This is a genomic window from Streptomyces silvae, from assembly GCF_016745505.1.
GTDB classification, from domain to species: Bacteria; Actinomycetota; Actinomycetes; order Streptomycetales; family Streptomycetaceae; genus Streptomyces; species Streptomyces silvae.
In genome coordinates, this window is sequence record NZ_JAERUC010000173.1 from 1 (window position 1) to 20,563 (window position 20,563).

The 20,563-nt window shown below is 71.7% G+C and carries 24 protein-coding genes; 11 read left to right on the top strand and 13 right to left on the bottom strand.

Going from position 1 to position 20,563, the window contains the following annotated elements:
• Positions 1-185 precede the first annotated feature (185 nt).
• The 4 genes from JKV81_RS27460 (at position 186) to JKV81_RS27475 (ending at position 2,543) form a co-directional block, all read left to right on the top strand.
• Positions 186-650: an HIT family protein gene (locus tag JKV81_RS27460; protein ID WP_202078267.1), complete on the top strand. Its 465-nt coding sequence runs from the start codon at positions 186-188 to the stop codon at positions 648-650.
• Positions 651-660: 10 nt separating this feature from the next.
• Entirely contained in the window at positions 661-1,317 is a 657-nt protein-coding gene (locus JKV81_RS27465; protein WP_202078269.1) for a maleylpyruvate isomerase N-terminal domain-containing protein, read from the top strand.
• Positions 1,318-1,348: 31 nt separating this feature from the next.
• Complete coding sequence (locus JKV81_RS27470) at positions 1,349-1,876, top strand: P-loop nucleotide/nucleoside kinase family protein (protein WP_202078271.1); 528 nt, start codon at positions 1,349-1,351, stop codon at positions 1,874-1,876.
• Positions 1,877-2,024: 148 nt separating this feature from the next.
• Positions 2,025-2,543: a hypothetical protein gene (locus tag JKV81_RS27475; protein WP_202078273.1), complete on the top strand. Its 519-nt coding sequence runs from the start codon at positions 2,025-2,027 to the stop codon at positions 2,541-2,543.
• Between the two features lie 53 nt (positions 2,544-2,596).
• Here the strand turns inward: JKV81_RS27475 and JKV81_RS27480 are convergent, their stop codons facing one another.
• Together JKV81_RS27480 and malX are read right to left on the bottom strand one after the other, a co-directional pair.
• Positions 2,597-3,808, bottom strand: coding sequence for a MalY/PatB family protein (locus JKV81_RS27480; RefSeq protein ID WP_202078275.1), 1,212 nt, complete (start codon positions 3,806-3,808; stop codon positions 2,597-2,599).
• Positions 3,809-3,810: 2 nt separating this feature from the next.
• Positions 3,811-5,424, bottom strand: a complete 1,614-nt coding sequence (gene malX, locus JKV81_RS27485; RefSeq protein WP_202078277.1) for a maltose/glucose-specific PTS transporter subunit IIBC — start codon at positions 5,422-5,424, stop codon at positions 3,811-3,813.
• A gap of 402 nt (positions 5,425-5,826) precedes the next feature.
• On the opposite strand from malX, the gene JKV81_RS36875 reads away from it, so the two are divergent.
• The gene (locus JKV81_RS36875; protein ID WP_371604899.1) at positions 5,827-5,904 is read left to right on the top strand and encodes a 50S ribosomal protein bL37; all 78 of its coding nucleotides are present in this window, start codon (positions 5,827-5,829) and stop codon (positions 5,902-5,904) included.
• 97 nt (positions 5,905-6,001) lie between these two features.
• On the opposite strand, the gene JKV81_RS27490 is transcribed toward JKV81_RS36875, so the two are convergent.
• The 5 genes from JKV81_RS27490 to rpmG all read right to left on the bottom strand — a co-directional run bounded on the left by JKV81_RS27490 (position 6,002) and on the right by rpmG (position 8,832).
• Positions 6,002-6,709 (bottom strand): DUF2470 domain-containing protein, encoded by a 708-nt coding sequence (locus tag JKV81_RS27490; RefSeq protein WP_129260896.1) that lies wholly within the window; start codon positions 6,707-6,709, stop codon positions 6,002-6,004.
• A 234-nt stretch (positions 6,710-6,943) separates the two neighbouring features.
• The gene (gene rpsR / locus JKV81_RS27495; protein ID WP_129260895.1) at positions 6,944-7,186 is read right to left on the bottom strand and encodes a 30S ribosomal protein S18; all 243 of its coding nucleotides are present in this window, start codon (positions 7,184-7,186) and stop codon (positions 6,944-6,946) included.
• Between the two features lie 29 nt (positions 7,187-7,215).
• Complete coding sequence (locus tag JKV81_RS27500) at positions 7,216-8,373, bottom strand: CobW family GTP-binding protein (RefSeq protein WP_202078279.1); 1,158 nt, start codon at positions 8,371-8,373, stop codon at positions 7,216-7,218.
• Positions 8,370-8,624 carry a type B 50S ribosomal protein L31 gene (locus JKV81_RS27505; RefSeq protein WP_129260893.1) on the bottom strand — a complete coding sequence of 85 codons (255 nt, stop codon included), beginning with the start codon at positions 8,622-8,624 and terminating at the stop codon, positions 8,370-8,372. The genes JKV81_RS27500 and JKV81_RS27505 overlap by 4 nt, the downstream gene beginning before the upstream one ends.
• A 43-nt stretch (positions 8,625-8,667) precedes the next feature.
• On the bottom strand, positions 8,668-8,832 hold the full coding sequence (gene rpmG / locus JKV81_RS27510; protein ID WP_099171974.1) for a 50S ribosomal protein L33: 165 nt from the start codon (positions 8,830-8,832) through the stop codon (positions 8,668-8,670).
• 72 nt (positions 8,833-8,904) lie between these two features.
• On the opposite strand from rpmG, the gene rpmB reads away from it, so the two are divergent.
• The 4 genes from rpmB to JKV81_RS27530 all read left to right on the top strand — a co-directional run bounded on the left by rpmB (position 8,905) and on the right by JKV81_RS27530 (position 13,888).
• Positions 8,905-9,141 carry a 50S ribosomal protein L28 gene (gene rpmB, locus JKV81_RS27515; RefSeq protein ID WP_129260892.1) on the top strand — a complete coding sequence of 79 codons (237 nt, stop codon included), beginning with the start codon at positions 8,905-8,907 and terminating at the stop codon, positions 9,139-9,141.
• Positions 9,141-9,446, top strand: a complete 306-nt coding sequence (gene rpsN, locus JKV81_RS27520; protein ID WP_124278409.1) for a 30S ribosomal protein S14 — start codon at positions 9,141-9,143, stop codon at positions 9,444-9,446. Before rpmB ends, rpsN begins: the two co-directional genes overlap by 1 nt.
• A gap of 108 nt (positions 9,447-9,554) precedes the next feature.
• On the top strand, positions 9,555-10,232 hold the full coding sequence (locus JKV81_RS27525) for a class I SAM-dependent methyltransferase (protein ID WP_164992749.1): 678 nt from the start codon (positions 9,555-9,557) through the stop codon (positions 10,230-10,232).
• A gap of 266 nt (positions 10,233-10,498) precedes the next feature.
• Positions 10,499-13,888, top strand: coding sequence for a CARDB domain-containing protein (locus JKV81_RS27530; protein WP_202078281.1), 3,390 nt, complete (start codon positions 10,499-10,501; stop codon positions 13,886-13,888).
• 115 nt (positions 13,889-14,003) lie between these two features.
• On the opposite strand, the gene JKV81_RS27535 is transcribed toward JKV81_RS27530, so the two are convergent.
• Entirely contained in the window at positions 14,004-14,375 is a 372-nt protein-coding gene (locus JKV81_RS27535) for a winged helix-turn-helix transcriptional regulator (RefSeq protein WP_202078283.1), read from the bottom strand.
• An 87-nt stretch (positions 14,376-14,462) separates the two neighbouring features.
• Between JKV81_RS27535 and JKV81_RS27540 the strand changes: the two genes are divergently transcribed.
• Together JKV81_RS27540 and JKV81_RS36590 are read left to right on the top strand one after the other, a co-directional pair.
• Positions 14,463-15,368, top strand: coding sequence for an NAD(P)-dependent oxidoreductase (locus JKV81_RS27540; protein WP_307820610.1), 906 nt, complete (start codon positions 14,463-14,465; stop codon positions 15,366-15,368).
• 186 nt (positions 15,369-15,554) lie between these two features.
• Positions 15,555-15,686: a hypothetical protein gene (locus JKV81_RS36590; protein ID WP_268980822.1), complete on the top strand. Its 132-nt coding sequence runs from the start codon at positions 15,555-15,557 to the stop codon at positions 15,684-15,686.
• A gap of 34 nt (positions 15,687-15,720) precedes the next feature.
• On the opposite strand, the gene JKV81_RS36880 is transcribed toward JKV81_RS36590, so the two are convergent.
• From JKV81_RS36880 to JKV81_RS27560, 5 genes are all read right to left on the bottom strand, one after another.
• Positions 15,721-15,924 (bottom strand): dihydrofolate reductase family protein, encoded by a 204-nt coding sequence (locus JKV81_RS36880; protein WP_372444254.1) that lies wholly within the window; start codon positions 15,922-15,924, stop codon positions 15,721-15,723.
• Between the two features lie 55 nt (positions 15,925-15,979).
• Positions 15,980-16,330: a dihydrofolate reductase family protein gene (locus JKV81_RS36885; RefSeq protein ID WP_372444255.1), complete on the bottom strand. Its 351-nt coding sequence runs from the start codon at positions 16,328-16,330 to the stop codon at positions 15,980-15,982.
• Between the two features lie 93 nt (positions 16,331-16,423).
• Entirely contained in the window at positions 16,424-18,373 is a 1,950-nt protein-coding gene (locus JKV81_RS27550) for an amylo-alpha-1,6-glucosidase (RefSeq protein WP_202078285.1), read from the bottom strand.
• The gene (locus JKV81_RS27555) at positions 18,370-19,755 is read right to left on the bottom strand and encodes an MGH1-like glycoside hydrolase domain-containing protein (RefSeq protein WP_202078287.1); all 1,386 of its coding nucleotides are present in this window, start codon (positions 19,753-19,755) and stop codon (positions 18,370-18,372) included. The genes JKV81_RS27550 and JKV81_RS27555 overlap by 4 nt, the downstream gene beginning before the upstream one ends.
• A complete protein-coding gene (locus JKV81_RS27560) occupies positions 19,752-20,552 on the bottom strand; it encodes a sugar phosphate isomerase/epimerase family protein (RefSeq protein ID WP_124278417.1) in 801 nt (266 codons plus the stop codon). Before JKV81_RS27560 ends, JKV81_RS27555 begins: the two co-directional genes overlap by 4 nt.
• Positions 20,553-20,563: the final 11 nt, after the last annotated feature.

Here is a 20,563-nt window from a genome sequence, read left to right on the forward strand (position 1 = left end):
TCTCCGCGTACGGCTTCGAGGACTACACCCGGATCAAGCATGTCATGACGTCGCTCGACGACTGACCGGCGCCCCGAGCCCGGCCCGGAACACCCCGGGCCGGGTGGCGGGCCCGCCCGGGCCCGGTGCCGCGGTACCGGTCATCTCCCGTGCCCCAGCGCTGAGATGGGCCTACGATCCGGTCCATGACGGCACCCGACTGCTATGCGTGCGGCAGAGAAGCAGAGTTCGGCACACTCCCACCGCGCGAGCGCGTCGCGTTCGACGCACACTGGCGCGTGGCCCATGCCTTCGACACGGCGCTGCCCGGCTGGCTGGTGCTCCTGCCCCGCCGCCATGTCACGGCCGTTCACGACCTCACCGACGCCGAGGCCGCGGCGCTCGGGTCATGGCAGGTGAGACTCTCCCGGGCCCTGCGGAGCGTGACCGGCTGCGTCAAGACCTACGTCGTCCAGTTCGCCGAGGCCGAGGGTTTCGCCCACGCGCACTTCCACATCGTGCCGCGTACGGCCGACCTGCCTCCCGAGCGGCGGGGGGCGGGGATCTTCGGGCTCCTCGGCCGTCCGGAGTCCGAGCGGGTCACGGCCGACCGGGCGGACCAGCTGGCACGCTCTCTCCGCGACCGGCTCGGTGAGAGCCCGTTGCACTAGCGTGGGCGGGGTGGATCTCTTCTCACGCTCGTGGACAGCGTTGCGTACGGCGGTCGCCGAACTCCCGGACGCCGACTTCGCGAAGCCGTCAGGCTGCGCCGGATGGCTCGTACAGGACCTCGTGTGTCATCTGGTCATCGATGCCCAGGACGTCCTGATCACCCTCGCGACCCCCGCGGGGACGGAACCCACCCGCGACGCGGCGACCTACTGGGACGTCAGCCGGACACCGCCGAGCGGGGACGATCCCCTCGACGCCCTGACGGTCCGGCTGGCCGCCGCGTACGAGGAGCCCGACCTGCTGAAGTTCCACCTGGACGACGTGGGTTCCGCCGCCGGCCGCGCCGCCGCCCTCGCCACCCCGGACCTCCGGGTCGGCACCCGCGGCGAGGTCCTGACGGTGGCCGACTACCTCACCACGTACGTCCTGGAGTGGACGCTGCACCACCTCGATCTGACCGCCTTCCTCCCCGACGCCCCGGGAGCCCCCGAGGAGACGCTCGCCCGGTCCCGCCGGCTGCTGGAGGAGATCGCCGGGACCGCGTTCCCCGCGTCGCTCTCCGACAAGGACGCGCTCCTGGTCGGCACCGGACGGCGTCCCCCGACGGGCGCGGAGCGGGCCGAACTCGGCGCACTGGCCGCGCGACTGCCCTACGTCCTCGGCTAGCCGCCCGGCCGCCCGATGACAGGATGGGGCCGTGCTCATCGTCATCGGCGGACTGTCTGGAACCGGCAAGACCACGCTCGCACGCCTGCTGGCCGCGCGGACCGGCGCGGTCCACCTGCGGATCGACACCATCGAGCAGGCCGTCGTCCGCTCCGGCCTGGCCCGCCGCCCCCTCGGTCCGGTCGGATACGTCGTGGGGTACGCCCTGGCCGGTGACCACCTCCGGCAGGGGCTCACCGTGATCGCGGAATCCGTGAACCCGCTCGCCGTCACCCGGGACAGCTGGCGCACCGTGGCGACGGAAGCAGCCGTCCCGCTCGCCGAGGTCGAGGTGATCTGCTCGGACCGGGACGAGCACAGGCACCGGGTGACCTCACGGTCCGTCGACATCCCCGGTCTGACCCCGCCCGACTGGCAGCAGGTCCTCGACCACGCCTACGAACCATGGGACCGGGACCACCTCGTCCTCGACACCGCCGGGCAGGAGCCGCAGGAGTCGCTGGCCTCACTCCTGCACCACCTCGGACACCAGGCGGCTCCGGAGGGCTCCGAGGGGTGACACCGGCGGCAGGCGGGCCCGGGGTTCAGGATTCGGGGCCGCCGGCAAGGCATGCTGGTCGCCGTGACCACGGCGCTCTCCGTGGGCTCGCTGCGGTGCCGGACCAGGGGCGAGCGATGTCCGCCCCGTGACGGGCGAAGGGAACCAGATGGCGGACGACCGGCGGCCGGGACCGCCGTCCGAAACGGCCACGGGCACGCTGGTGGACCGGCTCAAGGAGCGCATTTACGCGACGATCACGATGATCGCCGTGGTCGTCGGCCTCTCCTTGGGCGAGGCCGGCACCCCAGGCGCCCTGGCCACGGTCCTGACGACCGCGCTGGGACTGTGGCTCGCGGCGCTGGTCGCCGACCAGCAGGCGCACCGCACGGTGCACGGCCACCTCGCCACCGGCCACGACCTGCGCCGCATGCTGTACGTCAGCAGTCCGCTGCTGTCCTGCGCGCTGGGCCCCGGCGTGATGATCGCCCTCGCCGCCCTGGACGTCATGTCGCTGTCCACCGCGCTGATGACGGCGGCCGGCGTGGGTGTCGCCTCGCTCTTCGTCTGGGGCTGCGCGGGAGGGCTCCGGATGGGAGGCGGCGTCCTCCTCGCGGTGCTGGCCGGGCTGGCCGACGCCGTGATCGGCGTCGCGGTCGCCCTGGTGAAGACGGCCGCCGGGCACTGACGCACGGGAGGGCCGCCCCCGTACAGCGGGTCCCGCCCCGGGACCCGCTGCCCCTAGCCCTCCCGGACGAGCCGGTGCAGCGCGCGTACCAGCGCCTCGATCCCCGTGACCGCCTTGGACCGGGGGCAGCCGACGTTGAGCCGGACCCGCCCCGGGGAGCCGTAGGCCGCACCCGGCATGATGGCCACCTTCTCCACCTCGACGAGTTCGCGCTGCAACGCGTCGTCGTCGACGCCGAGCGGCCGCAGGTCGATCCAGGCCAGGTACCCCGCCTGCGGAGGCTCCCAGCCGAGCTCGGGGAACTCCTCGCGCAGCCGGCCGGCGACCATCGCGAGGTTGCCCGCGAGGTACCTACGCAGGGCGTCCAGCCAGGGCGCCCCGTCCCGGTACGCCGCGATGTGCCCGACCAGCGACAGCACGGCGGGCGAGGAGAGACCGTCGGCCTCCTTGAGCTGCCTCAGATAGGCCTCGCGCGACGCGGGATCACCGATGATCCCGTAACTTCCCGTCAGCGCCGGGATGTTGAACGACTTGGACGCCGAGGTGATCACGGCCCACCGGCCCTCGCCGGCGTGCCGGACCCAGGGGCGGTGGACGTACGGGGGATGGGCCAGGTCCGCGTGGATCTCGTCGCTGATGACGGCCACCCCGTGCAGCGCGCACAGCCGCGCCATCCGGTCCAGCTCGTCCCCGGACCAGACCCTGCCCGTCGGGTTGTGCGGCGAGCAGAGCAGCAGGACCGCCGTGTCGGGCAGCGCCAGCAGCCGCTCCAGCTCCGTCCAGTCGTCGAGCGGGCACTCCAGGAGCCGACGCCCGTGGGCCGCCACGGTCTTCGGGAACGCGTCGTACATGGGGGTGTGGGCGACCACCCCGTCACCGGGGCCGGACCACAGCCGGAGCAGCTGCGACAGCTGGTAGACCACGGAAGGCGCGTAGACGACCGACCCGGGATCTACGGCCGTCGCGTGCCGGGTCGCGTACCAGTGGACGATCGCGGAGAGGAAGTCGTCCTGCCGCCACCGCGAGTAGCCGAGCACACCGTGGTCCAGCCGGCCGCGGAGCCCCGCGACGACCTCCGGGGCGGTCTCGAAGTCCATGTCGGAGATCGTGAACGGCAGCAGATCCGGCACGCCGAAGCGGTCCTCGACGTAGTCCCACTGCGTGCACCAGGTGCCGCGCCGGTCCACCACGGTGTCGAAGCCGTACGGATCCGGCGCCGCCGTCCCGGGGGCCGCGGGCACAGGGCCGGGGGAGAGGGAGTCCATGGTCAGCCCACCGGGATCATGGTGGCGATGGCGTCCTTCACCGACTGGACCTGCGGCCCGATGATGACCTGCACGGTGTGGCCGTCGAGCTTGATCACGCCCACGGCGCCGAGCTTCTTCAGCCGCGCCTCGTCCACCCGCGCCGCGTCCTCCACCGTCATGCGCAGCCGGGTGATGCAGTTGTCCAGGGTCCGGATGTTGCCGGCGCCGCCGATCGCGTCGAGGATCGCGACGGCGTCGTACTTCCCCGCGACCAGCTCACGCGCGGGCTCGGCCGTGTCCGGGGAGGGGGATGCGTCGTCCGCGTCGTCCGGCTCCGCGTCGTCCGGCTCCTCGTCGCGGCCCGGGGTCCTGAGATCGAAGCGGGTGATCGCCCAGCGGAACAGGAAGTAGTACACGGCGAACCACACCGCCGCGATCACCGGCACCAGGTACCACTTGGTCGTCGTCCCCTGGAGGACGCCGAAGACCAGCCAGTCGATGACGTTGCCGTCCGTGTTACCGATGAAGACGCCGAGCACTGCGGCCGTGAGGAAGCCGAGTCCCACCAGGACCGCGTGGATGGCGTACAGCCACGGCGCGACGAAGAGGAACAGGAACTCCAGCGGCTCCGTGATGCCACCGACCACGCAGGCCACCACACCGGACACCAGCAGGGCCTTGATCTCGGGGCGCATCTCCCGCTTCGCGCAGTGGTACATCGCCAGCGCGGCGCCCGGGAGACCCCCCAGGTAGGACGCCATCTTGCCCTGGGAGAGGAAGTGCGTCGCCTCGGTGACCTCGCCGTTCGGGGCACCGGCGCAGTCCAGGTGCGCGTAGAAGAGGTTCAGGGCGCCGGAGACGTGGTCGCCGCACACGGCGCCCGAACCGCCGACGTCGGTGAACCGGAACATCGCCACCAGGATGTGGTGCAGCCCGATCGGCCGCAGCAGCACCTCTCCCATGCCGAAGAAGAACGGCCCGAAGACCCCGGTGTGCCCGATGCCCCGGCCCACGGCGGTGATCCAGCCGTTGAAGGTCGGCCACACCAGCGGGATGAGCAGACCGAGCACGCTCAGCACGAGGGCGGAGACGATCGGGACGAAGCGGAGCCCCCCGAAGAAGGCCAGAGCGTCAGGCATCCGCTGCGTACGAAAGCGCTGGTGGAGGAGGCTGACAACGATGCCAACGGCCACGGCTCCGAGGAGTCCCGTATCGATGGACTGCACGCCGAGCACGTCCGCTATGCCGTAGTGCTCGATCGCGGACGCGTCCTCGAAGTCGACACCCTTCGCGGTGAGGAAGAAGTTGACCGCGAGGTTCATGGCGGCGAAGCCGACGAAACCCGAGAAGGCGGCCACTCCCTTGTCCTCGCGGGCGAGGCCGAGCGGAATCGCCATCGCGAAGAGGACGGGCAGGAAGGTGAAGGCCACCAGCCCCGTGTTGGCCATCCAGGTGAAGACGAGGTGGAAGCCCTCGGACTTCAGGAACGGCAGGTTGTCGGTGACGGCCTCACTGGAGAGCGAGGAGCCGATGCCCAGCATGATCCCGCAGAACGCGAGCAGGGCCACCGGGAGCATGAACGTCTTGCCGAGCCCCTGGAGGAACTCCCAGAGTGCGGCTTTGGTCTTCTGCATGTGTACGGAACTTTCGAGCCTGGGGGGATGGACCCGGGCGCTCGCCGTGGCGACGCGGGGACCCACGGGTGATCGAGCGGCGGAGGTACGACGCGGGGGTCGGGGGCCGTCCTCGCGCGACACACCTGGGGATCGCCCGGTGAGCAGCGCCAGGTGTGGCCGTTCCGCCGAACGGATCACATCACAGCGGGTCGACGGCTGTCCATGGAGGCCCGGGCGGCGGTCCGTTCCGGGAGGGGCCGGGCGCGCGGAGTGAACCGACCGTCGCGTACTGTGACGTACGCCACTCTTCCTGGTTCCCGACGGGTGTTTGCCGACGCGTCGGTGGGTAAGGGGCTCTGTGGCCGCCGGGGCCGACAATCCGGTGGATAGTGTGCGAAAACTACCGACTCAGGAGGTTCGATGTCCTCGAAGCGACGTCGCAAGAAGAAGGCCCGCCGCAAGAACGGCGCGAACCACGGTAGCCGTCCGCAGACCTGAGGACGCACGCCGACAGGACCGGGGGATGGCGGACGCCATCCCCCGGACGTGTTTCCGGCGCCGCCGGGCCGCGCCGTGGCAGGCGCGGCCCCACGCGTCAGGTGAGCAGCTGATTGCGGTGGGAGGCGCGGCGGGCGGCGGCCAGCAGGGCGTGGATCTGCGGGCCGGCCTGGTCGAGCCGGGCCACGGGCTTCGCGAACGGCAGGCGCGCATCGCGGTGGGTGCGGGGGTACTCCAGGCGCAGCGTCACCCCGTAGCGGTCCATCGCCAGCGGGAGGACGCGGGTCACCCCCTTCTCCGGCTGTGGCTGCACGAGGCGCAGCAGCAGCGGGACGAGCTCCTCGTGGTCGTCCACGAGATGGGTCAGCATCGACGCCTCGCTCGTGGCGACCGGGTCGGGGACTGTGTCCTGCAGCGTGTCCAGCGTGACGAACGCGCGGCCCCTGTGGTCCTCGAAGACCGCCTGGCCGAACTCCATGCAGGTGCTCTCGGCGGCGTCCGTGCTGTACGGCGCCGACAGCAGGCCGGTCACCGTGACGCGGGCGCGCGTGCGGTCCCGTACGGGCGTGGGTGCGATGTCGGTGAACTCCAGCCGGACGGGGATGCGCGGCCCCGGCTGCGGGGAGCCGGCCTCGGACGGTTCGTGCAGGTGGATGTGGCCCATCGCGGCCGTGCCGTCGAGGCGGTGGACCTCGACCGGGTCGAGCCCATCGCTCACCACAGTCATCGAATGGGCTGCGGTCAGGATGGACAGCACGCGTTCGGCGGGGGTGGGCTGTGTGACGCGGGAGTTGAAAGGACGCATCCAAGTTCTCCAGAGGAGCGGGCGGGGGAGACCTCATTGCAGTTACTTAGGTATGCCTAACCTAACCCATGGGGCGGGAATCGGGTAGCGCCGCACACACCCGATGCGCGTTCGAGTGCGCGGACGGACAGGAGGGAGCGGCCCGCCCCCGGGTACACGGACGCCCCGGGACCGGGCCGCCCGGGGAGGGGCGAGCCGGGCCGGGGGCTTCCCTGAACGGCCGTCAGCGGTGCCTCACTTGCCTGAACGGGAGTACGGGAGCAGCGCCATCTCCCGCGCGTTCTTCACCGCGGCGGCGACCTGCCGCTGCTGCCGCGCCGTGATGCGGGTGACCCGGCGGCTGCGGATCTTCCCGCGGTCGGAGATGAACTGCCGCAGCAGATCGGTGTCCTTGTAGTCGACGTACGTGATCCTCGCGGCGTCGAGCGGGTTCGGGCGGGGCTTCTGGGGTTTCCGGACGTCCTGGCGGCGTGCCATCGGTTCTCCTCCGAAGTCGTGGGGGTCGGTCAGTGGATCGGGTCGAGGAGGGGGCCGAAGGCGGCGGGCAGTCTCTTCCACGCCTCGCGGCCGGCCCCGTACTCGGCGTCGGTGAGCAGGCAGGACTCCAGCAGCGCGGTGAGGCCCTCGCGGTCCAGGCCGGGGGAGACGAACACCAGGTGCTGGCAGCGGTCACCGGTCTCGGGGTGCCAGTCGAGCGCGGCGGCGGCGCGGCGGAACGCGGGCACCAGGTCCCAGGCGGCATCCGGCAGGGACGCCAGCCAGGGGCCGCTGTTCTCGACGCAGAGGGCGCCGCCCGCCGCGTCCCAGGACAGCAGGGTGTCGGGCCGGTCCGCGAGCCAGAAGCGGCCGCGGCTGCGGGCGGCCGCGCAGCTCAGGTCCTCCAGCGCCTCGAAAAGGCGCTCGGGGTGGAACGGGCGGTGCGCGTGCCACACCAGGGTGCTGACACCGGCCTCCTCCGCCTCCTGGGGAAGGAGGGCGCACGCCGGGTGCTGGGCCGCGGCCGCCGCCTCCACGTCGAAGCCGGCGAGAGCGAGCTTCACCAGGGCGTCCGACGCCGCCGGGACCTGTGGCGCCGTCGGATGCAACTGCCCGACGAGCGCCCGGTCCTGGGCATCCGCGTCATCGCTGTCGACGAGAGCGATGACGGACGCGTACTCCAACTGCCGGGCCCAGGTGTCGCCCACCGTGCGCTGATCGGTCGGCGCCGCAGCCAGACCCGCCTCGGCCAGATCGTCGCCGTCGGCCAGGCAGGGCAGGGCGAGAGCCGGGTCCACCGCGGTGATCACGCCGGTCACCTCGGCCCACTCCCGCCCGTGCGCGGCGATGACCTCCGCCATCGTCCTCGGCTCGACGGAGTCCCAGAGTTCGACCACGGCCAGCCCGGTGAGCCCGCCGGCGGCCAGCCGCTCCAGCTCGGGGAGCAGGTCCTCCCTCAGCGCGCAGCAGGCGCAGTAGTTGACGAGAGGCGCCTCACCCTGCGACAGCTCACCGGAGGCGTCACGCACCGTCCGGTGGACCGATCCGTTCCCCGCACCGGTCAGGTCGTGGTGCAGTGCGACGCTGCGCGGTACCCGGCGAAGCAGCTCGTCCACCACCTCGCGCCGGGCGTCGGAGTGCAGCCCGCCGACGAGGGCCACGGGCAGCCTTCGGTCATCGCTCGTCACCGGTCCTCCCGGCGGCCGTACCGGCGTTCGAACCGCTCCACCCGTCCTGCCGTGTCGAGGACACGCGCGGTGCCGGTGTAGTAGGGGTGGCTCGCCGAGGAGATCTCGACGTCCACCACCGGGTAGGTGTGGCCGTCCTCCCACTCGACGGTGCGCTCGCTGGTCAGGGTGGAGCGGGTGAGGAAGGCATAGTCGGCCGCGTTGTCGCGGAACACGACGGGGCCGTACGCGGGGTGGATGCCCGGCTTCATGGTGGGGTCCTTCGGATCGGGGTGGCGTGGTCGGGGTGCGCGGTCAGCGGTCTTCGCGGAAGTCGACATGCCGGCGTACGAGCGGGTCGAACTTGCGCAGCACCAGGCGGTCGGGGTCGTTCCGCCGGTTCTTGCGGGTGACGTAGGTGTAGCCCGTTCCCGCGGTGGAGCGGAGCTTGATGATCGGGCGTAGTTCGTTGCGAGCCATGGCGCTACTATATGGCAATGGTTTCCATTTTCAATACGGAGGCCTACGTCCACCCGAGAGGCAGGTAGTCCCATGTCCGCCCACTGCCAACTGACCGGCTCCCGGCCGGGATTCGGCAACACCATCTCCCATTCGCACCGGCGCACCTCGCGCCGGTTCGACCCGAATGTCCAGCGCAAGCGCTACTGGCTGCCGAGCGAGGGCCGTCATGTGCGGCTGACGCTCAGCGCGAAGGCGATCAAGACGATCGACAGCATCGGCATCGAGGCCGCGGTGGCCCGCATCAGGGCGCGAGGGGTGAAGGTCTGATGGCGAAGAAGAGCAAGATCGCGCAGAACGAGAAGCGCAAGGCGATCGTCGAGCGCTACGCGGCCCGACGTGCCGAGCTGAAGGAGATCATTCGCGTCTCGGGGCCGCAGGACCCGGCCCGCCGGGCGGCCGTCGAGGAACTGCGGCGCCAGCCGCGCGACGCCAGCGCCACACGCGTGCGCAACAGGGACAGCGTGGACGGGCGCCCCCGGGGGCACCTGCGGAAGTTCGGGCTGTCCCGCGTACGGATGAGGGAGCAGGCCCACGCCGGCTTCCTCCCGGGGGTGACCAAGTCGTCCTGGTGACCCCCGTCCCCTGAGCCGGGGCGGGCGGCTGCGCGCCTCCCGAAACGCCTGCTGCCCGCCCCCAACGGGGCTCCGGCCGTCGGGACTTGATGGACTGGGCGCATGAAGATGATGTCGCCCCGTGTCCGTGTCCTGCGCGCCCTGGAGCGGTTCAACGCCGCCTACCCGTGGGACCACAACGCCCACTACCACCGCTGGATCCTCCGGCAGCTGCCCGGACGCTTCGGCGGCGCCCTGGACGTCGGGTCCGGCAGCGGTGACCTCGCGAGGCTCCTGGCGGGACGCGCCGCAGCCGTCACGGCGGTCGATGCCGATCCGGTGATCACTGCCCGCGCCCAGGAGTTGACGCCCGCCGCCCTGCCCGTGACCTTCACCGTGGCGGAGGTGCCGGACGGGCTTCCCGACGGTTCGTACGACGTCATCACCTGCGTCGCCACGATCCACCATCTGTCCTTCACCCAGGCGCTCGTCCGCTTCCGCCGCCATCTGGCGCCGGGTGGAACCCTGGTGGTCCTCGGTCTGTTCCGCGCCCGGACCCCGGTGGACCATCTGCTCGGTGCCCTTGCCGTTCCGGCCAACGCGGCCATCGGCTGGCTGAGGAACAAGGGACGCCCCGCGCCCCGGCCCGCCTCGATGACGGCCCGTACCCGCCCCGCCGGCATGACCTTCCACGAGATCGTCAGGGAGGCCGGGGAGGTGCTTCCCGGCGTGCGGCTGCGGCGACGGCTGTTCTGGCGCTACTCGCTCGTGTGGCAGCAACCCCGCCCGGACCGGGCGTCGTTGTGAGGACCGTTGACAAATGTGCGGGCTGCTAGAAACCTGTGACCTCGGCACCGCAAAATATTGACTGGATCACTCAAAAAGTCAGTGCAATGCGCGCGAGTTCCCGGCAGGTGGTCTGCTCCCTCTCCTGCCGGCGTCCCTGATCGCCCCGTCGGTGTACCGGCAGCCCGCACCCGCCGTCGTCGACCGCCCGGTGCCGTACGCATCGCGCGGCCGGCGCGCGTCGACGTGTCCTCCCGGTCCCGCAGTCGCACGGAACTGAGGACAGCATGAGATGGAAGCAACTCGGACGGCGGTTCGTCGTCGGCGCGGTGGCAGCCGCCCTGATGACCGTCGGGCTCCTGCCGGGCACCGCCACCGCGGCCGGCCGGAGCCCCGACCTCGCCCTCGGTAAATCCGTGACGACCAGCGGGTCGCACGGCGCCTACCCCGCCTCCCACGTCACCGACGGCAGCCAGCAGACGTACTGGGAGAGCCCCGGCACCTTCCCGCAGTGGGTCAGGGTCGACCTGGGCGGTCTCTTCGACGTCGACCAGGTGGTGCTGAAACTGCCGGCCGCCTGGGAGGCGCGGACCCAGACGCTCGCCGTCCAGGGCAGCACGGACGGGAGCAGCTTCAGCACCCTGTCCGCCTCGGCCGCCCGGGTGTTCAGCCCGGCGTCCGGCAACACCGTCACCGTCGGCTTCGCCGCGCGGCAGGTGCGGTACATCCGGGTGCAGGTGACCGCCAACACCGGCTGGAACGCCGCACAGCTCTCCCAGGTCGAGGTCCACGGCGACGAGGGCTCCGGTCCGAACCCCGCCGACGGCTCCAACCTCGCACTGAACAAGCCGATCGAGGCGTCGTCGTCCACCCAGACGTATGTGGCGGCCCACGCCAACGACGACCAGCTCGGCACGTACTGGGAGGCCGGCGGCCACCCCTCGACGCTGACCGTGAAGCTCGGCGCCGACGCCGACATCGAGGCCGTCGTCGTCAAGCTCAACCCGGACCAGGCGTGGGCCACCCGCACCCAGAGCATCGAGGTGCTCGGCCGTGCGCAGAACGCCAGCGGCTTCACCTCGCTGAAGGCAAGGGCCGACCACGTCTTCGACCCCTCGGGGAACCGGAACACGGTGACCATCCCCGTCAGCGGCCGGTACGCGGACATCCAGCTCAAGTTCTTCGCCAACACCGGTGCTCCCGGCGCCCAGGTCGCCGAGTTCCAGGTCGTCGGCACCGCCGCTCCCAACCCCGACCTGACCGTCTCCGACCTGACCTGGTCACCCGCCTCGCCGACCGCGACGGACGACGTCGCCGTGCGCGCGACCGTACGCAACACGGGCACGGCGGCCGCCGCCGCGACCGTCGTCGAGGTCAGCCTGGAAGGCACCGTCGCCGGGAGCGCACCCGTGAGCGGGCTCGCCGCCGGGGCCTCGGCCACCGTGGCGGTCGACGTCGGCAAGCGGCCGATGGGCACGTACAGCGTCACCGCGGTCGTCGATCCCACCGACACGATCGCCGAGCAGGACAACACCAACAACAGCCGCACCGCCGCCACGAAGCTCATCGTCGGCCAGAGCCCCGGACCCGACCTGGAGGTGCTCGGCATCACCTCCAGCCCGTCGAACCCCGCCGTGGGCGCCGCCGTCACCTTCACCGTCTCCGTGCACAACCGCGGTACCACCGCGGTGAGTTCCCCGACGGTCACCCGCCTCCTGGTGGAGGGCACCACGCTGAACGGCACGACGGGCGCGGTCCCCGCAGGAGGGACCGTCACCGTACCCATCAGCGGGAGCTGGACCGCGAGGAGCGGCGGAGCCAACCTGACCGCCACCGCGGACGCCACCGGTGTGGTCGCCGAGACCGACGAGAACAACAACGTCTTCTCCCGCGCCCTCGTGGTCGGCCGCGGCGCCGCCGTCCCGTACACCGAGTACGAGGCCGAACAGGGCACGTACAAGGGCACGTTGCTGAAGTCCGACAAGGAGCGCACCTTCGGGCACACCAACTTCGCCACGGAGTCCTCGGGCCGTGAGTCCGTCCGGCTGAACACCACCGGTGAGTACGTCGAGATCACATCGACCGTGCCCTCGAACTCGATCGTCGTCCGCAACTCCATCCCCGACGCCCCGGGCGGCGGTGGTACGGAGGCCACCATCAGCCTGTACGCCGACGGCACCTTCGCCCGGAAGCTGACGCTCTCCTCCAAGCACAGCTGGCTGTACGGCGACACGGACAGCCCGGAGGGCCTGACCAACCAGCCGCAGGCGGACGCCCGCAGGCTGTTCGACGAGTCCAACGCCCTGCTCGACCGGACCTACCCCGCCGGGACCACGTTCCGCCTGCAGCGCGACGCGGGCGACTCGGCGTCCTTCTACATCATCGACCTCGTCGACCTGGAGCAGGTGGCGCCCGCGGCGGCCCAGCCGGCCGGATGCACCTCGATCACCGCCTACGGCGCCGTGCCGAACGACGGGATCGACGACACGGACGCCATCCAGCGCGCGGTGACCGCCGATCAGAACGGTGACATCGGCTGCGTATGGATCCCGCCGGGGCAGTGGCGGCAGGAGCAGAAGATCCTGACCGACGACCCGCTGGACCGGGGCCAGTTCAACCAGGTCGGCATCCGGGACGTCACCATCCGCGGCGCGGGCATGTGGCACTCCCAGCTCTACACCCTCACCCAGCCGCAGGACGCGGGCGGCATCAACCACCCGCACGAGGGGAACTTCGGCTTCGACATCGACGACAACACCAAGATCTCCGACATCGCGATCTTCGGCTCCGGCACCATCCGCGGAGGCGACGGCAACGCCGAGGGCGGCGTCGGCCTGAACGGGCGCTTCGGTGAGGACACCAAGATCACCAACGTGTGGCTGGAGCACGCGAACGTGGGGGCCTGGGTCGGCCGTGACTACGACAACATCCCGGACCTCTGGGGGCCCGGCGACGGCGTCGAGTTCACGGGCATGCGGATACGCAACACCTACGCGGACGGCATCAACTTCGCCAACGGCACACGGAATTCGACGGTGTTCAACTCCTCCTTCAGGACCACGGGCGACGACTCGCTGGCCGTGTGGTCGAGCAAGTACGTGAAGAACCCCTCGGTGGACGTCGGCCATGACAACCACTTCCGCAACAACACGATCCAGCTGCCGTGGAGGGCCAACGGCATCGCGGTCTACGGCGGATACGGCAACACGATCGAGAACAACGTCATCTCCGACACCATGAACTACCCCGGCATCATGCTGGCGACGGACCACGACCCGCTGCCCTTCTCCGGGCAGACGCTGATCGCCGGCAACACGCTGCACCGCACGGGCGGGGCGTTCTGGGGGGAGGCCCAGGAGTTCGGGGCGATCACACTGTTCGCCGCCGGGCAGGACATCCCGGGTGTCACGATCCGCGACACCGACATCCATGACTCGACGTACGACGGCATCCAGTTCAAGTCCGGGGGCGGGTCCGTGCCCGGGGCGAAGATCTCGAACGTGCGCATCGACAACTCCGTCAACGGGGCGGGGATCCTGGCCCACGGAGGCGCCCGGGGCAGCGCGACGCTGACCGATGTGACCATCACGGGCTCGGCCGACGGCGACGTCGTGATCGAACCCGGGTCGCAGTTCGTCATCAACGGCAGCGCGGGAGCGGCGTCCGCCCGGAAGTAGATCCGGCCGGACCGCGCACACAGCCCCCGGCCGGCTCGCCATGCGCGAGCCGGCCGGGGGAGCGGCGTCCGTGGGCGGGTCCCGACGGGCCGCGCCCGACCGGCCGGACGACCCCTCAACCGTGCGGAGTCTCCACCACGACGGCTCTTTCGGAGCCTTCGCGGCCCATGCGCTCGATTCCCCAGGCGCCCAGTGGTTCGAGCGCCTTGTTGAGCGTGTGCCCGTGCTCGGTCAGGGAGTACTCCACGCGGGGCGGCACCTCGGCGTAGACCTCCCGGTGCACGAGGCCGTCCGCCTCCATCTCACGCAGGTGCTGGGTGAGCATCTTCTCGCTCACGCCCGGCAGTCCACGGCGGAGTTCGGAGAACCGGCGTACGCCATGGGCGTCGAGCTCCCAGAGGATCAGTCCCTTCCACTTGCCGCTCACCACGTCGAACGCGGCGTCGATGCCGCAGATGTAGGGCCCGCGTCTGGGTACCTCGGCCATCGGTGGTTCGCTCCCTTACTAAAAGGTAAGTACCGCAGTAAATAGTGGGTACTTCCGAGAGTAGTGGCGCTCTCCGACGATGAAGGGGTGAACGAACAGACCCGTAACACCGAACAGGACGACGCTGTCACCGTGATCGGGCTCGGCCCGATGGGCCGGGCGATGACACGCACCCTCCTCGCCGCAGGCCACCCCGTCACCGTCTGGAACCGCACCGCCGCCCGCGCCGACGGCGTCGTCGCCGAGGGAGCGACGCGCGCGGCGACACCGCGCGAGGCCGTCGAGGCGAGCGGCCTCGTGATCCTCAGCCTCACGGACTACGGGGCGATGTACGACATCCTCGGCAGCGCCACCGGATCGCTGGCCGGCCGCACACTCGTCAACCTGAGCTCCGACACCCCCGACCGCACACGCGAGGCCGCCGCCTGGGCGGCGGGCCACGGGGCCGCCTTCCTCACCGGCGGGATCATGGCCCCGGCGCCGATGGTCGGCACGGAGGCGTCCTACGTCTACTACAGCGGCCCCGGCGACGTGATGGAGCGCCGTCGAGCGGTGCTGGCGCCGCTCGGGACGCCCAGGTACCTGGGCGAGGATCCGGGCCTCGCCCAGATGATGTACCAGGCCCAGCTCACGGTGTTCCTGACCACCCTCTCCGCGTTGATGCACGCCACGGCGATGCTGGGGACGGCCGGGATGAAGGCCGGCGAATCGCTCCCCGAGCTGCTCTCCACGGCCGACACGCTCAGCGGCATCCTGAGGGCCGGCGACGAGCGTCCCGGCGCCGCGCTCGACGCCGGCGAGCATCCCGGCGATCTCAGCACGGTCACCATGATGGGCGCGACGGCCGACCACATCGTCGAGACCAGTGCCTCACTCGGACTCGATCCCGCGCTCCCGCTGGCCGTCCAGTCCCACTACCGGCACGCGATCGAGGACGGGCACGGCAACGACAACTGGACGCGCATCATCGACCGGATCCGGGCCCCACGCTGAGCGCACGCCGGTGCCGCCCTCCCCGATCCGGAGGAAGGCGCCTGTCCGCACTTGCATTCGGTTTCGATCGGCGGGAAAAATTGGGGCAAGGCGGACCGGTGGGACTCCTCGGAGTCGCCCCGGCCGGCCGGGCGGAAGGACCCGGTGTGCACGGGTCCTGCGGCACCGAGGTCGTGAGGTGATCCCATGGGCAAGATGGTTTCCGCGCTCCAGCAGCTGCGAGGGCGGAAGATGGAAGCGGACGGCAAGGCCCTGCAGGACCAGCGCCTGCGGGACGAGGGCCGCCGCCTGCAGGCCCAGGGGCGCGGACAGCGGTAGCGGTCTCCGCCCTTCTCCCTTCACGTGCCCGGGGTCAGGCCCCGGCCCCGTACACGCCCTGCTCCGGCAGCCCCGTCGGTTCGAAGCTGTGGACCGAGAGACCGCGCGCGGTTGTCCTGTGGCTGACCAGCCGCAGGCCGGCCGGGGCGCCCCCGTCCGGGAAGAGCCTGCGGCCGCGGCCCACCACGACAGGGGCGATCACCAGGCGCAGCTCGTCGACCAGGCCCGCGGCCAGCAAGGACTGGGCGAGCCGGCGCTGCCGTGGATCTGCAGCTCCCGGCCGGGCCGGCTCCTCACCTCGGCGACCTGCGAGGGGACATCCCCGTTGAGGACCGTCGTCGGGTTCCACGCGCCCGTGGCCAGGTGTGGGAGGCGACGTACTTGGGCAGGCCGTTCATGAGGGGCGCGAACGGATGGCCGGTCATCGTCGGCCAGTCCCGGGCGAAGTTCTCGTAGGTGCGGCGGCCGAACAGCAACGCGTCCGCATTGCCGAGCCAGGTGCCGGCCACCTCCACGAACTCCTCGTCCAGGTGGGGCACGAACCAGCCGCCCCGGTCGAAACCGTCGCTCCGGTCCTCGTCCGGGGACCCGGGGCCCTGGGAGACACCGTCGAGGGACAGGAACTCCTGTACGACAAGCCTCATCGCGCATCACTCTCTTCCGCCGACCGTCACGGCCCCCTGATCCAGCGGACACGACTGTGCCACTTCTGGGGGGCCGTGGCGGGCGGCGACGCGTCAACCGGCTTCCCGCAGCGCCGTGAGCACCGCCAGGGGTGTCGCCGCCGCCCAGGCCTGCGGTGAGCAGGAGTGCGGGTACGGCACCAGGCGCGGGTGCTGGTCGCGGGAGTAGCCCGCCATCACCTCGGGCAGCCGGTGGCCGTGGTGGGCCGACGCCTCCAGCAGACCGAGGGCGACCGTTCGCGCCTCCTCCCTCAGCCCGCACCGCGCCAGGCCCAGCAGGATGACCGCGTTGTCGTGCGGCCACGAGGTGCCCCGGTGGTACGAGAGCGGGTGGTACCCGGGCTGACCGGACGCCAGCGTGCGGATCGCCCAGCCCGAGAAGAAGTCCGGTTCCAGCAGGCGCCGGCCCACGCGCGTGGCGTGCCGGGCGTCGAGGATGCCGGACCACAGCAGATGCCCGGCATCCGAAGCCAGCGAGTCGACCTGCCTGCCGCGACCGTCCAGGGCGAGCGCCGGGAAGTCGGGTCCTGGCATCCAGAAGTCCCGCAGGAACCGTTCCCGCATACCGGCGGCGGCGCTGTCGAGCCGGTCGGCGTACGCGGGGTCGTCCCACAGCGAGCGGGCCAGCCGCGCGGTGCGGACCAGCGCGTCGTAGGCGTACCCCTGTGCCTCCGCGACGGCGATCGGGCCCTCGGCCTGCGAGCCGTCGAGGAAGCAGATGGCTCCCTCGGAGTCCTTCCAGTTCTGGTTCACCAGGCCCTGCGGGTCGGGCGAGTAGACCAGGTAGCCGCCGTCGTCCAGGCCGCCGTCCCGGAACATCCAGGTCACCGCTGCCCGTGCGTGGTGTTCGAGGCGGGCGGCGAGCGCGCGGTCGCCGGTGGCCTCGGTGTAGCTGTCCAGGAGCACCAGGAAGAGCGGGGTGGCGTCCACCGAGCCGTAGTAGCGGCCGTACGGGACCTGCCGGAAGTGGGCCAGTTCGCCGTGCCGGATCTCATGGACGATCCGCCCCGGCTGTTCGCCCCTGCCGGTGTCGTACTCCGTGCCCTGGGTCGCCGCGAGGGCGCGCAGGGTCCCCTCCGCCAGCTCGGGCCGGTACGGCAGCGCGAAGAGTGAGGTGAAGAGGGAGTCCCGGCCGAAGAGCGTGAGGAACCAGGGGATCCCCGCCGCCGGTACGCGTACGTGCTCGCCGTCCGGGCCGGTGGCCGGGACCCGCAGCGCCGCCAGGTCGCTCAGCCCCCGGGCGCACGCGGCGGCCAGACCCCCGGGTGCCCCCGGTGGCAGGGGCAGCGGTGTGCCCGTGAAGGCCGAGGTGTCCGCCGCACGCCCGGCGACGGCCTCGGCCGGTGAGCCGGCCAGGGCCGGCGCGGGCGCTCCGTGCGCGTACGCCGTGGCCGTGAGCAGGAGTTCGGCCGTTCCGTGAGCGGGCAGCTCCAGGTTCCAGTCCAGCCGGTGCGCCGTGTCCCGAGCGCCTACGGGCCGGACGGCGGCCGGGGCGGGGGAGGCGCACACCGCCGTACGCGACAGCCAGGCGCCGCGCTCGTAGGTGAAGGTGACGCCCTCCGCGTGGGTGCTCGCCGTGCGCCGGGCGCCGGACTTCTCGTACCGGCGCTTGTCGGAGCGCAGTTCGAACTGGTCGGCGAAGTCGGCGTCCACGGTGAGCGAGAGGACGGCGGCGACGGGAGCGGGGCGGTTGTTGACCAGCCGCAGACACTCGGTCAGCACACCTGCGTCGACGGCCTGTTCACGGAAGACGGTGTAGGCGGCCGGCTCGTCCCGGGTCCCCGGGGGTGTGAGGACGCACCGGGCGGACTCCTCGCCGTCCGACGGCACCAGGACGGCCGGTTCGGCGCCGTCGACGGTCAGGGTCCACCGGCTCAGATGCCGGGCGTCGCGGTGGAAGAGACCGTCGGGGGAGGTGCCGCGCCGGCCGCTCACACCGCCGTCGGCCCCGAGGACGGCGAAGGTGCCCGCGCGGACCAGGGTGGTGTCCGCTGTGCCGTTCACGTGCGTACTCCCATCGACGTGTCGGTGGTGCCGTCGTCCGCGGGCCGGGACGCGGCCAGCAGATCGAGGGTGAGGGCGGCCGTCCAGCCGAAGGCGCGGGTCCCCCGGGCCTGCGCCGTGAACGGGTCCACGTACTCGGCGAAGGAACTGGCCCCCGCCGCGTCGAGCATCGCCGTGCGCAGGGCGTCGGCCGCACCGTCCTGCCCGTACCCGCGCAGACCGCGCTCCAGCAGCCAGTTGGTGTTGAACCAGGCGGGACCGCGCCAGTAGCGGGAGGGGTCGAAGGCATGCCCGTCGATGTCGTACGACGGTGCCATCGGGACCTCGCCGAGGCGGAAGCCGGGGCCCGCCACCGTCCCGAGCAGGGCGTCCACGACGTCCCGGGGGAGTCCGGGCACGATGAGCGGCACGAGCCCGGCGACGCTGCGCTCGGGGATCAGCTCGCCGTCGACCAGGTCACGGCAGAGGAACATGCCGTCGGCGGGCGACCAGAGCCGCTCCACCAGGGCCGCGGTGAGGCGCGCGGCCCGCGCCTCGTGCGGGGCGGGATCCGCGCCCGTCTCGGCGGCGATCCGGCCCAGCGCGTGCTCCGAGACGATCAGCAGCGCGTTGACGCAGGGGTCCTCGACCGCGAAGGCGTGCCCGCCCGGCACGTCCGCGTAACCGCTGTCCCGGTAGTCGGCGGCGAGCCGGACGTACCGGCCGTAGTCCAGGTCGGTGGGGCGCTCAGCGGCCTGCCCGTGGTCCAGGTCGGCGCGCCGGTACGAACCGGGGGCGGCCGGTTCGACACGCCCCAACGGGCCGTCCCAGCACGGGCTGTTGTCCATGCCGGGCTCCCAGGGGTGCACCATGGCCGCCAGCCCGCCGCCGCCGAGGTCGCGGGGTCCCGTGAGGTAGTCGTGCCAGGCCACGAGCCGCTCGTACACCCGGGGCAGGAAGCCGCGCTCGCGCGACGTCTCCGGGTCCGCCCGGTGGACGAGCCAGGCGGCGAGCGCGTGCACCGGCGGCTGCACGATGCCGGAGGTCTCGGTGCCCGCCGGGGCGCCCGCAGGGGCGCCGGCCGTGGAGGAGCGCCAGAAGTCGGGGCTGGGGAAGTACGCGTCGAGCGGCACCGAGGGGCTGAACACGATGTGGGGGACGCGCCCGTCCGCCCACTGCGCGCCCAGCAGGCTCTCCAGCTCGCGCTGGGCCCGGCGCGCCGACAGATGGCGCAGCCCGATCGCGATGAAGGCCGAGTCCCAGCTCCACTGATGCGGATACAGGCCGCGCGACGGGACGGTGGAGGAACCCGTCCAGTTGGTGAGGAGTACCCGTGCCGCGCCGCGCCGAAGGGTCAGGTGATCGACGGCGGCGGGCACGGGGGTTTCGAGCAGCGACGTCACGCGCCGGACCTCCGGAGGAACGCGGGGACGGAGCGCACGGCGGCGACGGGGTCGCCGGTCAGCCGGCATTCGGCGGCGAGGTAGCCGTCGTAGCCGATGCTGTGCAGCGCGCCGAGCCAGGCCGGCCAGTCGAGGTGTCCGGCCCCCGGCTGGAACCGGTTGGAGTCGCTGACCTGCGCATGGCCGATGTACGGCGCGGCCGCGAGGATCGAGGCCGAGGGGTCGGCCTCCTCGATGTTCATGTGGTAGCTGTCGATGCCGATACGGACCGAGTCCAGGCCCACCGCGCGGATCAGGTCGACGGCCTGCTCCAGCCGGTTGACCATGTGGTCCTCGTACCGGTTGAGCGGCTCCAGATAGAGGGTGACGCCCTCGGCGCGCGCGTGCTCGCCCAGCTCGGAGAGGCCGGACAGCAGCACCTCGCGGTCCTGCTCCTCGGTGCGCGGCGGCTCGAACGGGGGGAGCCTGCGGGAGAACATCCCGTAGGAGGCGGGGGTCTGGACGCCCAGCGCCCCGATCTCGGCGGCGACCGAGAGCTGCGACTTCATCTGTTCCAGCGCGTCACGGCGCAGGCCGTCGTCGAACGCGGCGAAGAAGTGCAGCATGTCGACGCAGACGGTCGGCATGACCACACCGTCGGCCAGGGCCTGCTTGAGCTCGGGCAGGCGGTCGCGGAAGTGGAAGTCGCCCTTGGACCGCAGCTCCACGGCGTCGTAGCCGGCGTCCTGGGCGAAGGCCCATTTCTCCTGGAGCGTGTCGCCGGGGAGGAGCTGTTCCTGGCAGGCGGTTTTCAGCATGGGGTGCCTTT

Coding starts and splice junctions, on each gene's coding strand:
- JKV81_RS27505 (WP_129260893.1), bottom strand. CDS start 8,624: ATGAAGCCGGGCATCCACCCCGCGTACGGCCCCGTCGTGTTCCGCGAC.
- JKV81_RS27535 (WP_202078283.1), bottom strand. CDS start 14,375: ATGGCCGAGGTACCCAGACGCGGGCCCTACATCTGCGGCATCGACGCC.
- JKV81_RS36885 (WP_372444255.1), bottom strand. CDS start 16,330: ATGAGGCTTGTCGTACAGGAGTTCCTGTCCCTCGACGGTGTCTCCCAG.
- JKV81_RS27560 (WP_124278417.1), bottom strand. CDS start 20,552: ATGCTGAAAACCGCCTGCCAGGAACAGCTCCTCCCCGGCGACACGCTC.
- JKV81_RS27525 (WP_164992749.1), top strand. CDS start 9,555: ATGATGTCGCCCCGTGTCCGTGTCCTGCGCGCCCTGGAGCGGTTCAAC.
- JKV81_RS36590 (WP_268980822.1), top strand. CDS start 15,555: ATGGGCAAGATGGTTTCCGCGCTCCAGCAGCTGCGAGGGCGGAAGATG.
- malX (WP_202078277.1), bottom strand. CDS start 5,424: ATGCAGAAGACCAAAGCCGCACTCTGGGAGTTCCTCCAGGGGCTCGGC.
- JKV81_RS27480 (WP_202078275.1), bottom strand. CDS start 3,808: ATGGACTCCCTCTCCCCCGGCCCTGTGCCCGCGGCCCCCGGGACGGCG.
- JKV81_RS27475 (WP_202078273.1), top strand. CDS start 2,025: ATGGCGGACGACCGGCGGCCGGGACCGCCGTCCGAAACGGCCACGGGC.
- JKV81_RS36875 (WP_371604899.1), top strand. CDS start 5,827: ATGTCCTCGAAGCGACGTCGCAAGAAGAAGGCCCGCCGCAAGAACGGC.
- rpmG (WP_099171974.1), bottom strand. CDS start 8,832: ATGGCTCGCAACGAACTACGCCCGATCATCAAGCTCCGCTCCACCGCG.
- JKV81_RS27530 (WP_202078281.1), top strand. CDS start 10,499: ATGAGATGGAAGCAACTCGGACGGCGGTTCGTCGTCGGCGCGGTGGCA.
- JKV81_RS27490 (WP_129260896.1), bottom strand. CDS start 6,709: ATGCGTCCTTTCAACTCCCGCGTCACACAGCCCACCCCCGCCGAACGC.
- rpsR (WP_129260895.1), bottom strand. CDS start 7,186: ATGGCACGCCGCCAGGACGTCCGGAAACCCCAGAAGCCCCGCCCGAAC.
- JKV81_RS27460 (WP_202078267.1), top strand. CDS start 186: ATGACGGCACCCGACTGCTATGCGTGCGGCAGAGAAGCAGAGTTCGGC.
- rpmB (WP_129260892.1), top strand. CDS start 8,905: ATGTCCGCCCACTGCCAACTGACCGGCTCCCGGCCGGGATTCGGCAAC.
- rpsN (WP_124278409.1), top strand. CDS start 9,141: ATGGCGAAGAAGAGCAAGATCGCGCAGAACGAGAAGCGCAAGGCGATC.